Consider the following 14,779-nt stretch of genomic DNA (forward strand, 5'->3'; position numbering starts at 1 on the left):
AACGGCAACTTAAAATTATTTTCTTTTAAAGCTGCTTTAAAACAATGCGAGAGCGGGTTCGGTTATTCCGTGTATGTAGTCTTAAACCGCGTATGCTTGGTTTATTTAGGGAAAAGTATGCTATTGAATATCCAACGTTTCGGCACTTTTCTGGCAGTGTTGCTGACCAGTATAGGATTATTTGCCGCCGATTTGGCAGCGATACCGCCGCTTACAGCACCCGTTATGGACAGTGCGCAGATGATGCAGCCCGAGGCACGGGTGCAGCTTAATACGCACCTTACCCAATATAGTCGTGACAAAGGCAGCCAGATTGTTGTGTTGACGGTTCCTACCATTGCTCCTGAAACTCCTTTTGATTATGCGGCCAGAGTTATGGAAGCATGGGCTCCGGGGCGCAAAGATGTTAGTGATGGCGTGTTGTTGCTGTTGGTGCGCGACGAGCGAAAAACCCATTTGGCAGTGGGGCGCGGCTTGGAAGGTGCCATTCCTGATGTTTATGCCAAACGTATCTTGGAAGATGTTTTACGTCCGTATTTGCAACGGGGTCAAACCGATCAAGGTATTTATGCGGCTGTGGCTCAGATTGAAAAACTGATTGCAGGTGAAGAGCTACCTCCTCCCGTACACACTAGTACCGGATATGATGTGCAAGAAGAGGGTAGCAGCCTGATGTTTCTGCTGATCTTTCCGTTTGTTATCGGCGGCTTCTTAAAAGCAGTATTTGGGCGGATTTTGGGCAGTTTGTTTACCGGAGGTGCATTGTTCGGCCTGGCTTGGTTTTTGGGCTGGGGCGTGATTATTGCCGTTCTGGCTGCTGTTGCAGGCGCAGTGCTGGTGTTTGCGCTTGGCAGCGGGACATTTATTTCAGGAGGCGGCGGACCGATGCGTGGCGGCGGTTGGCACAGCGGAGGAGGTTTTAGAGGGGGCGGCGGCTTTGGCGGCGGTGGCGGATTCAGCGGCGGCGGCGGTGGTTTTGGCGGCGGCGGTGCATCGGGAGGTTGGTAATGCAGGAAAAAAATAGATTTAAACGTTTATGGCAGCATTGGCTGCATCCCCGCTGGCGTGTCGAACGGTATTTCCCTTCATCCGAATTAAAGAAGCTCAGTGATGAAATCGGCAAATCCGAACTGGCCCACTCGGGTGAAATCCGATTTGTGATCGAGTCCGGTTATGATAGCGCCGATGTATTAAAAGGCATAGATACGCGTACTCGGGCATGGCAATGGTTTGGCGAGTTGGGTGTGTGGGATACCATGTCTAACAGCGGGGTGTTGGTGTATGTTTCTTTTGCCGATCATGCGGTTGAAATCGTAGCGGATCGCGGGATTGCGGCAAAAGTACCGGAAAGTGAGTGGCGCCGGGTGTGCGACAATATGTTGTTGCATTTCCGTGGCGGTGATTTCATTTCCGGATTACGGTTGGGATTGCGCGATATCGGCACGATTTTGGTTCGGCATTTTCCACAACAGCCGGACAGCGATGTCAACGAGCTTTCTAACGATGTGATATTGCGTTGATAACGGTTGCTTCGGTATCCCGTTTTAATATAAAAAACAGGCCGTCTGAAAATTTCAGACGGCCTGTTTTTTATATTTTTAATAAATACTGCGGTTGCTGCTTGCAAGTGCGGCGGCAATATCATCGGCCAGTAGCTCGCATTCCGATAAATTGAGATTACTGATGGTAATGCGGATGGCGGATTGTTTCCGAATGGTAAAAGGAGAACCGCTTTGTACCGCCCAGCCTTTTGCCGCAAGAGATTGGATGACATGAGGTTCGTTGCTAACGGGCAGCCAAATATGCATACCTTCTCCGGTTTCGGGATGGTAGGGTAAATGAATATTGTGGCGGCGGAGGCTTTCTAACAAACAGGTACGCCGCCGGCTGTAACTTTCTGCAATTTCATTTAAACGTGAAGGAGTGAAGTTTCTCCAAATATGCAGTGCCATGTGTTGCAATAATTTGCTTATCCATCTCGGACCGAGGGTAAAGCGTATTTTCATAGCACTCAGAATGGGCGTATTACCTGTTGCGATAGCGATACGGAAATCAGTGCCGAGGAATTTACTGGTCGACGTAGAATAAATCCATTCGTTTTGAAATCCTTCCATGCCGTGAAAGGTTTGGTGGCTGAGTGCCCCCCAATGGTCGTCTACGATTAAAAGAGCCGTATGGCGGCTTAAAGCTTGCTGCCATGCCCGCCAGCGAGAAGCACTGTAGCAAATGCCGGTTGGGCTGTGCGCGCGTGCTGTAAGGATAACGGCCGAGGCACCTGCCAAATCGTTTTCATCAGGTATTTTTGCACCTTCGCTATCGAGTACAAGTGGTACGGCTTGCAGGCGCAGATGGTTAATCAGTGCGAGGGCCGGTGGCCAGCAAGGGTCTTCGATGAGGACTTTCGCACCGGGCATGCAACGCTGGGTCAGGGCGCGTTCGATAATATCGAGTGTACCGAAAAAAAGATACGGTTCGTGCTTGATTCCGCAGCGGGCATCCAGCCATCGGCGGGCAAAATCCACTAAATCACTGCTGTCGCCATGACTGCCGACATCCGTAGCCAGTGTGTAACCTTCGGTTAGCTCGGGGGTAAGAACGGGCAATAACCGGCGGTCTACATTGCCGCTGGCTAAATCCACCAAGCCTGCCGGAATTGCCATTTCGGGATAGTGGGCTGCCGTTTTTTCGGGTACAAAGCTGCCTCGGCGGCCATCTGTTTGGATAATGCCGGCATCCCGTAATTGTTTATAAGCGGCTGAGACCGTGTTGGGATTAACGTTGAGTTCGCTTGCCAGTGCGCGCACGGTCGGAAGTTTGTAGCCCGGCGGCCACGCTTCGGTACGGACGAGTTCTTCGATTGAGGCGGCGATGTTGACAGCACTGTTGCCTTTCGGTTTTAATTGCATAACACAAAATTAATATTGTTCTAGTACAATAAAATCTAACCTACTTTTCAATATTTGGCAAGCGTTTTCAGATGGCATAACCCCAATGCTTTCATATATATCAAATTGTGTTGATGTATATATTTGAGGCCGTCTGAAAGAACCGTACAATGCAATTGCAATTCCGCCGGGCGGAGCCAATTATTATGAATAATTCAATTATTATGAATAATTAAGGAATACAAACTATGTCAACCGAGCCGCAATCCAAACAGCCGAAAGAGCAGGTTATCCAGCTTTATCAAGGCAGTAAGCGTATTCATCCGAAGTTGGCGAAGGGACGCTTTGCCAATTTGCGTATTTTGGCGATTTTAGCCACGCAGTTTGTATTTTATGTTTTGCCTTGGTTTAACTGGGGCGGCCGGCAGATGGTGCTGTTTGATATTCCCGACCGTCATTTTTATATTTTCGGTTTGTCGCTGGGCATGGGTGATTTAATTTATCTGGCCGGGTTGCTGATTATTTGTGCATTCGGTTTGTTTTGGTGGACAACGTTGGCGGGGCGCTTATGGTGCGGCTATGCCTGTCCTCAAACCGTTTACACCGAAATTATGTTGTGGATAGACCATTTGGTAGAAGGCGACCGTAACAAGCGTTTGAAGCTTGAAAAAGAGCCGTGGAATTTTCGTAAAATCCGTATTAAAGCCACAAAGTATCTGTTGATTTTTTTAGTGTGCGCATGGACAGGGTTGACATTTGCCGGTTGGTTTACCCCTATCCGGGAGCTGATTCCAAGCCTGTTTGATTTCAGTATCAGCGGGGGCGCATTGTTTGCGGCTGCTTTTTACGGCTTCATGACTTTCTTATTTGCACATATTATGCGCGAGCAAGTGTGTAAATACATGTGCCCGTATGCGCGTTTCCAAAGTGCCATGTTCGATCACGATACATTGATTATTTCTTATGATGAGGAGCGCGGCGAACCACGCGGCGCCCGTAAGAAAAATGTCAGCCGCGAAGAAACGCCTTTGGGCGATTGTATCAACTGTACGATGTGTGTTCAGGTATGCCCCGTAGGTATTGATATCCGGGATGGTTTGCAATACGAGTGCATCGGTTGTGCCGCTTGTATTGATGCTTGTGATGAAATCATGGATAAAATGAACTATCCGCGCGGCCTGATACGCTATACCACCGAAAGCGTGCTTAAGCACGAATATACAGATAAAGATATCAAAAAACGCTTGCTGCGCCCGCGTGTGTTGGGTTATGGTGCTGTTTTATTTATCGCCGTGGCAGCGTGGTTGTTCGGAATCTCTACCCGCGAAGCGTTGCGTATCGACATTATCAAAGACCGTGGCGTGATGGTGCGTGAAAATAAAGCGGGTTGGTTGGAAAATGCTTATAATCTGCGCATTATCAACTCCAGTGAAGACGAACAGGTGCTCAAAGCCAGCGTAAGCGGTTTTGAAGATATCGCCCTTACCGGCCTGCCAGAAGAGGGGGTGCGTATTCCGGGAAACGATACCATCACTATTCCCGTTCAGGTTTCTACCATTCCTGAATATGCGGATAAAGGCAGCCATCCGATTGAGTTTACCTTCCGTTACCACGAGACAGATGATGAATCTGAATTTCGCACCATTACTGAAAAAGCATCTTTTATCGGAGAGTAATATTGGCTAAAGAGCAGCAAAAATCCAAGGTTTGGTATAAAGAACCCTGGCCTTGGATTCTTATGAGCGGCCCTGCTATTGTAGTAGTGGCTGCTTTTATCACCTTGTATATCGCCCGAAGCAATTCCGTAGATTTGGTGAGCGATGATTACTATAAAGACGGCAAGCATATTGATATCCAGCTTCACCGTGATGAAGAGGCATATAAGCGTAATATTCATGCCCAAGTATTGGTAAGCCCGGGTTTCGATAGTGCAAAAGTTTTTGTAAGCGGTGATTTCGATCCCAAACAGCCTCTGAATTTGCTGTTGATGCATCCGGCACGCAAAGCAGGGGATCAAACCGTAAAACTACAGCCTGTCCAAGAGGGGGTGGCCTCGGGCGGAAAATATGAATATAACGCAGTATTCAAGCCTTTGCCGCAAACCCACCACTGGTATGTGCGTGTAGAGGATGCGGGCGGGATTTGGCGCGTAGAAGACAAATGGTTGGTTAGTCAGGGCAATGCAATTAGTCTGAAGCCTATGGACAAACTGCTGGCCCCTGCGGTCAGCTCTGCCAACTAAGCTTTAACAGTATTATTTTTATTGGTTTTAATCAGGGCCGTTTGAAAAATATTTCTTTCAGACGGCCTTTTTATTTATTGGTTGTATGCGGCGGCAGTTACACATGATAACATTGCTGCTTTATAACCTTATTTTCACCGTTGGGATATGCAGACGGTATTGTCAAACAGCCAGCCAATTATCAGGATACGAAAAGCATGGACGATTTAATCAAAGAAGCAGCCCTTCATTTTCACGAATTTCCAACCCCCGGTAAAATCCAAGTTGCGCCGACAAAGCCGCTGGGTACTCAGTATGACCTTTCTTTGGCCTATTCGCCCGGTGTTGCCGCGCCTTGTATGGAAATTTACAACGACCCTCTGGCTTCGTACAAATATACCGCGCGTGGTAATTTGGTTGCCGTAATTTCCAACGGTACCGCCGTATTGGGTTTAGGTAATATCGGTGCGCTGGCAGGTAAGCCGGTTATGGAGGGTAAAGGCGTACTGTTTAAAAAATTCGCCGGTATCGACGTATTCGATATCGAAGTCAATGAAACCGATCCTGATAAATTAGTTGATATCATCGCCTCGCTCGAACCTACTTTCGGTGGTATCAATCTTGAAGATATCAAAGCGCCCGAATGTTTTTACATTGAGAAAAAGCTGCGCGAGCGCTGTAATATTCCCGTATTTCACGATGACCAACACGGTACTGCCATCATTACCGCAGCCGCCGTATTGAACGGCTTGCGCGTTGTTAACAAAAAAATCGAAGAGGCAACATTGGTTTGCTCGGGTGCGGGCGCAGCGGCGATTGCCTGTTTGAACCTGTTGGTTGCTTTGGGTATGAAGCGTGAAAATATCACCGTATGCGATTCGAAAGGCGTGATCTACCAAACCCGTGAAGACAAAGACCGCATGGACGAATCTAAAAAACAATACGCCATTGCCGACAACGGTCAGCGCGTATTGGGAGATGCGGTTCCGGGTAAAGATATTTTCTTAGGTTTATCGGGTCCCAATGTTTTGAGCACCGAAATGCTCAAAACGATGAATGACCAGCCAATCGTATTTGCCTTGGCCAATCCCCAGCCGGAAATTTGGCCGCCAGAAGCCAAAGCTGCCCGCCCTGATGTGGTAATCGGTACGGGGCGCTCTGATTTCCCAAATCAAGTTAACAATGTATTGTGTTTCCCCTTTATTTTCCGCGGTGCGCTGGATGTGGGTGCGACGACGATCAACGAAGAAATGAAATTGGCTTGCGTGCGCGCGATTGCGGATCTTGCTTTGGCCGAAGCCAGTGATGTAGTGGCGGGCGCATACGGCGGCGAAGAGCTTACTTTTGGCCCGGAATATCTGATTCCCAAACCTTTCGACCCGCGCCTGATTGCCAAAATCGCACCGGCCGTTGCACAAGCTGCCATGGATTCGGGAGTGGCAACGCGCCCGATTACCGATATGGATGCTTATGTTGAAAAATTGACACAAAGCGTTTATAAAACCAGCCTGTTTATGCGTCCGGTATTCAATCAGGCTAAGAAAGAAATCAAGCGTATTGTATTAACCGAAGGTGAAGACGAGCGTATTTTGCATGCCGCCCAACAAGTGGCAACGCAAAAACTGGCTTTCCCGATTTTGGTAGGTAACTTGGAAGCGATTGAGGAGCGTTTGCAGTCTCAAGGCTTAACAATCCAAGCAGGTAAGGATTTTACCGTTATCGATCCGCACCAAAATCCTTATTTTGAGGAAAGCTGGAGAGAATATTACAAACTGCGCCAGCGTAAGGGTGTAACCGAAGAAATGGCCCGCCGCCGCGTTCGTGCCAACAGTACGTTGATCGGAGCGCTAATGGTGCGTTTGGGTCATGCAGACGGCCTGGTGTGCGGTACGATGGGCCGCTTCCGCGACCATTTCACCATCATGGAAGAGGTGATCGGCTATAACAATCCCGAAAAAGACGCCTTTGCCATGAATGCGTTGATTTCTAATAAAGGCAACTATTTTATCGCAGATACTTATGTAAACCATGAGCCGACCGCCGAACAGCTTGCCAAGGGTACGATTATGTGCGCCCAAGAAATGAAGCGTTTCGGTATTAAACCGAAGGTGGCATTGGTATCTAATTCCAACTACGGTTCGCATGTGGATAAAGATACACTGAAGATGCAGAAAGCTTTGGAGCTTATCCGTGCTGCCGATCCCGAATTGGAAGTGGATGGTGAGATGCAGGCCGATGTGGCGATGGACGAAGTGATGCGCAAAAAAATCTTCCCCGAAACCACGCTTAGCGGTTCGGCTAACTTATTGGTAATGCCGGGGGTAGAGGCCGCCAATATCAGTTACAACCTCTTGCGTGTACACTCTTCCAACGGTATCACTGTCGGCCCGATTTTGATGGGTTTGAATAAGCCGGCTCATATCGTAACGCCGATTTCAACCGTACGCCGCATTGTGAACATGATTGCGTTGGCGGCTGTGGATGCCCAACGTTTGTAATTAGTTTCTTAGAACCAGTAAGGCCGTCTGAAATTTTCAGACGGCCTTTATTTTATTAGGTGCCGATTTGAAATATTTGTTGTAGTGTTAGGCTTGATGAAGAAATGCTGTATTTCCAGCCGGGAGCCGCCTGGAGTCGATGTATCGGTTGGAATAACAGAGCCTATCTTTTTATTCCAAACAATTTTGTTTAGTCGGCTTAAAATTTGTTTTTCGATTGTTCTTTCGGTTGGTTATGTGTGTATTTCTCGCCGACTACCTCTTTTAAGGGTTCGGCCTCGGCGATTTTTTCGGCGGCTTCCTGCTTATCGTCCTCATCAGGCAGGCTTTCTTCTTGAAGCATTTCGGCGGCCGGCGAGAATTGGAATTTACCGTATACGGGGAAATGGTCGGAACCGATCGAAGGCAAAACTTTAATTTCACTCATCATGAAATCGTTGCTGTGGAAAATATGGTCGAGAGGCCAGCGCAGCAGTGGGTAGCTGGCATGAAAGGTATTGTATAGCCCGCGGCCTTTGCGGGGGTCGAGAAGTCCGCTGATTTGTTGGAATAATTGCGAAGTGCGGGACCATGCGACATCATTCAGGTCGCCGAATACTAATACGGAATGGTTATTGCGACCGATTTCCCTGCCGACTAACAGTAGCTCGGCATCGCGGTCGGTAGCGGTATCTGCTTCGGTAGGGCTTGGCGGCATCGGATGTAAACAGTAAATACGAATCCATTGGCCGGAGCGCAGTTGCAAACCGGCGGCAATCGAAGGGATATTTTCTGCCACCCAATGGCGGATTTCTACATCGCGTAGCGGCAGACGGCTGTATAAGTGCATACCGTAAAGATTGTCGAGTGGGATTTTAACCGTATAGGTGTAGCCCATATCGGTTTCGAGAGGGGACAATTGCTTTTCCCACCATATATCGGTTTCCAGTGTTAGAACAACATCGGGCTGGTGTCGGCGTATTTGCGCCAATAGCAAATCGGTACGCCGGTTTGGGGTGAGCACATTGCTGGTGAGCAGGGAAATAGTATGTTCGTTATCGGGCCCGAGGTATTGTAATACTTCAGGTCGGGTGAGACGGGTATAGGCGGAGATTGCTTTAAGTTGGTAGAGAAAACAAGCCAGATTGATAACTTCAAAAACATTGAATAACCAATAATCGGTAGGGCGTAGCAGCCAGTTGAGTATTACGCATAAAAGGCTGACGGCTGCAATTTGCAGGCGGGGAAAGTCAAAAATACGAAATACCCAATGGGGGTGCTTACATAGCGGTAATAAAGTGGTAATTACCGGCAGCATCAGAAGGGCGAGTAGTAACCAATCGGTAGCGGTTAGTTCAGTCATAGTAAAGAATGATCAAACAAAAGCAGGCGGTTGTTGTCGGGTATGGCTTGGATTTTCAGATGGCATATCGTTTTCAACAGCCTTTTTCAATATAGCCGATTAAGACTTCGACGGCAAACTTATTCCGATAAGCTGTTTGTTCCCTTGTGTACGCTTTGTGGATAAGTAGGCTTTTTAGTTGAATCGCTTAGAAAATTTATGATTGATTAAAAAATGGGCAATGTGCTGATTGGTGGGGTCGCAATATATACAAATATTTGCCCAGCAGTTAATTCTTCCATATTTGTACTATGTCTGAAACATAAGTCAGGTTAAGGCTGCCTGAAAAATACTGCGGATTTATCCTTGATAAATGTTTGCGTATATGTGCGCATTATGTGGATAAGTATTGTTGTCGCTTGAAATATTTTAGAAAAATATAATTGCTTAAAAAGTGTGCAGTTGTATGGTTGCCATATATTAGGCCGTCTGAAAGTTAGACAAGATATTTTTTAGCTAATCGGATTTTTTTTGGGCTTGTATGGTTGTTTGATTGTTAATGTCGGGTAGCTCAATTTATTCGATATTTATCCGCATAGTTTGTTTGCTGTCATGTGCATGGTGTGTGGATAAGCTGCTTTATGATTTGAATTGCTTGGAAAAAATAGATTTGCTTAAAAAGTAGGCAATGTTGGCATGAGGGGGGAGGTTTGATACATAGTGGGCAAAGTTGCTTATCCTCATCTGCTGTTTGCGGCTGTGTGTACGATGTGTGGATAAGTGGGGTTATATTTTGAATGAATTGATAAAAATAGATTTGCTTAAAAAATAATCAATGGTGTATGGTAGGGGCGGCGCGTTATAATTCGGACGGCCTGTTTTATTTGGAAAACTTATGCATACTCTTTCTGCACAAGCACGTAGTGCTGCGGCACGTGAGCGGTTGCGCCGTGGTCGGCGGTTGGCGACCGGCTTACTGATAGCAGCCTGTATTTTGTTTGCGGCGTCGGCGTCTTATGTGCGCGAATATCCCGTTCTCGGTTATGTTAAAGCTTTTGCCGAAGCGGCTATGGTTGGGGCTTTGGCTGATTGGTTTGCAGTAACGGCATTGTTCCGCCGACCTTTAGGCCTACCGATTCCGCATACGGCAATTTTGCCGCGTAACCAACACCGTATTGCGGATGAATTAGGGCGTTTTATCGAAAACAATTTTTTGCAGGGGCGGCCTATTGCATTGCGTGTTTATCAAGCTGCGCCGAGTGAAAAATTATTACGTTGGCTTGCCGGAGAAGATATGCGCCGGCGTTGGTTGCCTTGGTTGGCTGTACAGCTGCCGATTTTATTAAAGGTGGCCAAACCCGACCAAGTGGCGCGATTCGGCAGCCTTATGCTGGCGGAACAATACAGCGGCGATAAAATCGGTAAAACGTTGGCCAATGGTATGGCCGTATTAAAAGCTCAGGGCTTGCATGAAATGCTGCTGCTGGCTTCTATCAAACAGTTGCGACGTTGGTTACAAGATGCCGAAACACGGGTCATTCTTGAGCAAAATCTGCGGGAGTGGGCGGCAAGGGTAGAAAGTGATGCGTCCAGTGCGTGGGACAAAATCAAGGCATCGTTAAAGGGTACGCTGGTAGAACGTGTAGACGGCTGGGTAGCAGCTAAAGCTTTGGATTGGGCAGATGACTATTTAGCAGCGGCTCTGGATAATCCGCAGCACCGCTTGCGTTTGGGTTATGAAGAACAGTTCGACCGTATTACCGACGCTCTGAGGCACTCTCGGTTATGGCATAAGCGTTTGGAACAGGGCAAGATGCAGTTGGCACATTCACCGGCGGTACAAGATACATTGGCGCGCGCTTGGGTGAGCTTGCAGAATTGGACGGCTGCCGATGTGGTGAAAACAGATTCGTTGTGCTTGGCGCAGTTGAACAAATTGCTTGACCATATGTTGTCTCAAGCACATGAATATCCGCAGTTTATGCGGCGGGTAGATGTACGTTTGTCGTTGATGGTACGAGATTTTGTGATGAAGTATAAAGATCGGGCAGCAGCGTTTGTGGCTGAAAAGGTGAAAAGTTGGGACAGCCGTCAGATGGTGGAAAAATTGGAATTAAGCGTCGGCAAAGATTTGCAGTTTATCCGTATCAACGGCACGCTCGTCGGCGGTTTGGTGGGATTGGTGATTTATACCGTATCGCAATGGCTATTTTGAGTTTGAGTAAACTGAAAGAATTATATTTTTGAAAGATTTACTCTTTTTCAGACGGCCTTGTCTATAATTCAGAGATCGTTTCAAAGAATGGTGCAGGTGCCGCGATATGCTGCCGTATCATTGCCGTATTAGTATTAGAGGCTGTTATAAAATACCGCCCGGGGAGAGGGCGGTTTGTATGTGAGAGCCATTGGTTTTTAATCTCGGCAAGGTTGCACCAATACCCAGGGTGCCACTACGACTGCCCACATATCCTGGTTGTCATCGAGAAACTGCCGTGCCTGATTTTCCGTCACCACGCCGAACCGGCCTTGCTGCATCAGCTTTGCCAACTCAGTACTGTTATCGTCAGCCATCATCTTGGCAATGCCGATTAAATCCAAATCTTCGGCCACATAAACCGCTGCGCCGCGTGCAAAGTGCGGTTGTAGTTCAAGCCATGAAATGCGGGCGGTTTCGAGATTGAGTTTGTCGCTGAGCAAGGGTTCGGACATAACGGCTCCGTGCAGATTGAAAAAAATGTATTGTACCGAAATTCAGACGGCCTGGTTTGTTATGCGACGGTATATTTTACAATTATAATGTTATACAGTATCATTTTGCTGTTATTCTAATATTATCTGTTTTCAGACGGCCTGCTTTTTCGGCAGGCCGTCTGAACTCTTCATACTTATGAAATCTATTTTACTGGCCGGCCTCAGCCGGCGACTGATTTTGGCTGCGGCAGCATTGCTTTTGCTGTGGGGTGTTTACTTCTGGGCGGTTGGGTTATGAGTATCGTTGTTGAAAATCTGACTGTAAGTTACCAGCACCGCCCGGCTATCCATCATTTTGATATGACTTTCGATAACGGTGAGATGTGGGCGGTATTTGGGCCGAACGGCGCAGGTAAGTCTACTTTGCTCAAAGCCGTGATGGGGTTGGTAAAAGCCGATACCGGAAAAGTAGAATATAAGGATTTGCAGCGCAGTGGGATCGCCTATCTGCCCCAACAAAGCGAAATCGACCGTAGCCAGCCGATGACAGTTTTTGAATTGGCGGCTATGGGGCTTTGGTATGAAATCGGCTTTTTTAAACAAGTAAATGCCGTACAACGTAAGCGGGTAATGCAAGCTTTGGAACGGGTGGAAATGGCCGATGCCGCTGACCGTCAAATCGGGCATTTGTCAAACGGCCAGTTTCAGCGGGTATTGTTTGCCCGAATGTTAGTTCAGAACGCCCGTTTTTTGTTGTTGGACGAGCCGTTTAATGCAGTGGATGCGAAAACGACTTATGCCCTATTGGAAGTTTTGCGCCAATGTAACCGCGAAGGATGCGGGGTGATTGCGGTATTGCATGATTATGAGCAGGTGCGTGCATATTTCCCGAAAACAGTATTGGTGGCACGGGAAAAAATTGCGGCGGGAGCTACCGAACAAGTGTTGGTGGATGAGGCTCTGGCAAAGGCCAATGATGTCATGATGCGCCACGGTAGCGGTGATTGGTGTGCGGCCTGATATTTTCAGACGGCTTTTGATCAAGGCTTAAGGCCGTCTGAAAAAAGCGGTACGGTATAAAATGAATATTTATGAATTGATTGTTTCCCCTTTTGTAGAATTCGACTTCATGCGCTATGCGCTGGCTTCGGTGGTATTTTTAGCTTTGAGTGCTGCGCCGGTAGGGGTGTTTTTGGTGATGAGGCGCATGAGCTTGGTAGGTGATGCCCTGAGCCATGCCGTTTTACCGGGTGCGGCCATAGGTTATATGTTTGCCGGTCTCAGCCTTCCGGCAATGAGCTTGGGCGGATTTGCAGCCGGTATGCTGATGGCTTTGTTGGCAGGCTTGGTTAGCCGTTTCACTAATTTGAAGGAAGATGCCAACTTTGCCGCATTTTATCTTAGCAGCTTGGCAGTCGGCGTTGTGCTGGTGAGTAAAAGCGGCAGCAGTGTGGATTTACTGCATTTGCTGTTTGGCTCGGTATTGGCGGTAGACTTGCCCGCTTTACAATTGGTCGCCGTTGTAGCCAGCCTGACAATCGTTACATTGGCAGTGATTTACCGGCCTCTGCTGCTTGAGAGTATTGATCCGCTGTTTTTAAAGGCTGTGGGTGGTAAAGGTGGCTTTTGGCATATCCTGTTTTTGATTTTGGTGGTTATGAATTTGGTAGCGGGCTTTCAGGCATTGGGGACGTTAATGTCTGTCGGATTAATGATGTTGCCTGCGATTACCGCCCGTTTATGGGCAAGAAGTATGGGCGTGCTGCTGTTGTTGACGGTAGGATTTGCTTTGCTGTGCGGGTTTGGTGGGTTGCTGTTTTCGTATTACATTGAAATACCTTCGGGGCCGGCGATTATCTTATGGTGTGGTGTGGCTTATTTATTGTCGGTCGTGTTCGGTTGGGAAAGCGGTTTGTTACCGAAGTGGTTGCGTCGTTTACGCCATCACAAAGTCTGATGAATAGTGCCGTCTGCATTCCGTTTCAATGAAAATTATAAGTGTGAGTGAAAAACTTTCAGACGGCCTCTATGGTTGGAGACATTAGGTTGGCAGCATGGTGTAACTGATAATTGTATTGTCGATTACGGGTAATTAGCTGTTAACCGAATATGGGATTGGCTTGAAAGAGTTGTGTAATAAAGGCTAACAGGCCAACTGTTATACTGTTTTTTTACTGCAATTTGTTATGTTATATCATTGGAGGATTTTATGAAGCATTGGAAATTGGGCATATTGGCGGCTTTGGTTTCGTTCGGTGTGCAGGCCGAGCCACTGAAAGTAGTGGCCAGCTTTAGTATTTTAGGCGACGTTGCCAAGCAAATCGGTGGTGAGCGGGTGGCAGTACAGAATATAGTCGGTGCGGATCAAGATGCCCATGCCTACCATCTGACCAGTGGTGATATCCAGAAAATACGCAGTGCAAATTTAGTGTTGCTTAATGGTTTGGGTTTGGAAAAAGCCGAATTGCAACGGGCGGTGAAGCAAAGCAAAGTGGCGTATGCTGAAGCTACCCAAGGTATCAAGCCGTTGGCTGCTATGGAAGAAGGGCATCACCACGGAGACGGCCATGATCATGACCACGACCACGGTGAGTTTGATCCTCATGTGTGGAATGATCCTATGCTGATGCAGCGTTATGCGGCGAATGTAACTGCGGCCTTGATAAAGGCCGATCCCGAGGGTAGGGCGGAATACCGCCGCCGTTTTGCCGCATATCAAAACGAATTGAAAAAACTACATGTCGATACTGCCAAAACCTTTGCTGCTATTCCTGTATCTAAGCGTAAAGTGCTGACCGGACATGATTCCTTTGCATATATGGGCAAGCGTTACAATATACAATTTGTTGCACCGCAAGGGGTGAGCAGCGAAGCAGAACCTTCGGCCAAACAAGTTGCAGCGATTATCCGGCAAATTAAGCGCGAGGGTATTCAGGCTGTATTTGCCGAAAATATCAAAGATGGCCGCATGGTTGAGCGTATTGCAAAAGAAACCGGTGTGAAACCGAGCGGCAGGCTTTATTCGGATGCGCTCGGCAAAAACAGTAATGCCGATACTTACGTCAAAATGTATCGTTCCAATGTACAGGCATTGGCTGCTGCCATGAAATAAATCTCATCCGTAATTTCATGCCGTCTGAAAACTTTCAGACGGCATTTTATA

Annotated in this window: 12 protein-coding genes; 9 read left to right on the forward strand and 3 right to left on the reverse strand. The window is 47.6% G+C overall.

Going from position 1 to position 14,779, the window contains the following annotated elements; translation table 11 throughout:
* The first annotated feature begins 117 nt into the window (after nucleotides 1-117).
* Entirely contained in the window at nucleotides 118-1,008 is an 891-nt protein-coding gene (locus ACEPPX_RS06745) for a TPM domain-containing protein (RefSeq protein WP_416623436.1), read from the forward strand.
* Entirely contained in the window at nucleotides 1,008-1,520 is a 513-nt protein-coding gene (locus ACEPPX_RS06750) for a TPM domain-containing protein (protein ID WP_416623437.1), read from the forward strand. The genes ACEPPX_RS06745 and ACEPPX_RS06750 overlap by 1 nt, the downstream gene beginning before the upstream one ends.
* A gap of 78 nt (nucleotides 1,521-1,598) precedes the next feature.
* Here ACEPPX_RS06750 and ACEPPX_RS06755 read toward each other — a convergent pair whose 3' ends face one another.
* Entirely contained in the window at nucleotides 1,599-2,906 is a 1,308-nt protein-coding gene (locus ACEPPX_RS06755; protein ID WP_416623438.1) for an aminotransferase class I/II-fold pyridoxal phosphate-dependent enzyme, read from the reverse strand.
* A 227-nt stretch (nucleotides 2,907-3,133) separates the two neighbouring features.
* On the opposite strand from ACEPPX_RS06755, the gene ccoG reads away from it, so the two are divergent.
* From ccoG to ACEPPX_RS06770, 3 genes are all read left to right on the forward strand, one after another.
* A complete protein-coding gene (gene ccoG / locus ACEPPX_RS06760; RefSeq protein WP_416623439.1) occupies nucleotides 3,134-4,561 on the forward strand; it encodes a cytochrome c oxidase accessory protein CcoG in 1,428 nt (475 codons plus the stop codon).
* Nucleotides 4,562-4,563: 2 nt separating this feature from the next.
* Entirely contained in the window at nucleotides 4,564-5,127 is a 564-nt protein-coding gene (locus tag ACEPPX_RS06765) for a FixH family protein (protein WP_416623440.1), read from the forward strand.
* A gap of 197 nt (nucleotides 5,128-5,324) precedes the next feature.
* The gene (locus ACEPPX_RS06770; RefSeq protein WP_047760708.1) at nucleotides 5,325-7,604 is read left to right on the forward strand and encodes an NADP-dependent malic enzyme; all 2,280 of its coding nucleotides are present in this window, start codon (nucleotides 5,325-5,327) and stop codon (nucleotides 7,602-7,604) included.
* 199 nt (nucleotides 7,605-7,803) lie between these two features.
* Here ACEPPX_RS06770 and ACEPPX_RS06775 read toward each other — a convergent pair whose 3' ends face one another.
* Complete coding sequence (locus ACEPPX_RS06775; protein ID WP_416623441.1) at nucleotides 7,804-8,946, reverse strand: endonuclease/exonuclease/phosphatase family protein; 1,143 nt, start codon at nucleotides 8,944-8,946, stop codon at nucleotides 7,804-7,806.
* Between the two features lie 874 nt (nucleotides 8,947-9,820).
* Here ACEPPX_RS06775 and ACEPPX_RS06780 point away from each other — a divergent pair.
* Nucleotides 9,821-11,140 carry a DUF445 domain-containing protein gene (locus ACEPPX_RS06780; RefSeq protein ID WP_416623442.1) on the forward strand — a complete coding sequence of 440 codons (1,320 nt, stop codon included), beginning with the start codon at nucleotides 9,821-9,823 and terminating at the stop codon, nucleotides 11,138-11,140.
* A 197-nt stretch (nucleotides 11,141-11,337) separates the two neighbouring features.
* Here ACEPPX_RS06780 and ACEPPX_RS06785 read toward each other — a convergent pair whose 3' ends face one another.
* Nucleotides 11,338-11,634 carry a DUF2288 domain-containing protein gene (locus ACEPPX_RS06785; protein ID WP_416623443.1) on the reverse strand — a complete coding sequence of 99 codons (297 nt, stop codon included), beginning with the start codon at nucleotides 11,632-11,634 and terminating at the stop codon, nucleotides 11,338-11,340.
* Between the two features lie 276 nt (nucleotides 11,635-11,910).
* Here ACEPPX_RS06785 and ACEPPX_RS06790 point away from each other — a divergent pair, with 276 nt between their 5' ends.
* The 3 genes from ACEPPX_RS06790 to ACEPPX_RS06800 all read left to right on the forward strand — a co-directional run bounded on the left by ACEPPX_RS06790 (nucleotide 11,911) and on the right by ACEPPX_RS06800 (nucleotide 14,728).
* Nucleotides 11,911-12,636, forward strand: a complete 726-nt coding sequence (locus tag ACEPPX_RS06790) for a metal ABC transporter ATP-binding protein (RefSeq protein WP_416623444.1) — start codon at nucleotides 11,911-11,913, stop codon at nucleotides 12,634-12,636.
* Nucleotides 12,637-12,697: 61 nt separating this feature from the next.
* Nucleotides 12,698-13,573 carry a metal ABC transporter permease gene (locus ACEPPX_RS06795; RefSeq protein ID WP_047760702.1) on the forward strand — a complete coding sequence of 292 codons (876 nt, stop codon included), beginning with the start codon at nucleotides 12,698-12,700 and terminating at the stop codon, nucleotides 13,571-13,573.
* Between the two features lie 252 nt (nucleotides 13,574-13,825).
* A complete protein-coding gene (locus ACEPPX_RS06800; RefSeq protein ID WP_047760701.1) occupies nucleotides 13,826-14,728 on the forward strand; it encodes a metal ABC transporter solute-binding protein, Zn/Mn family in 903 nt (300 codons plus the stop codon).
* Nucleotides 14,729-14,779: the final 51 nt, after the last annotated feature.

Origin of the sequence: Neisseria sp. S1, assembly GCF_048060015.1 — a bacterium.
Lineage (GTDB): Bacteria > Pseudomonadota > Gammaproteobacteria > Burkholderiales > Neisseriaceae > Neisseria > Neisseria arctica.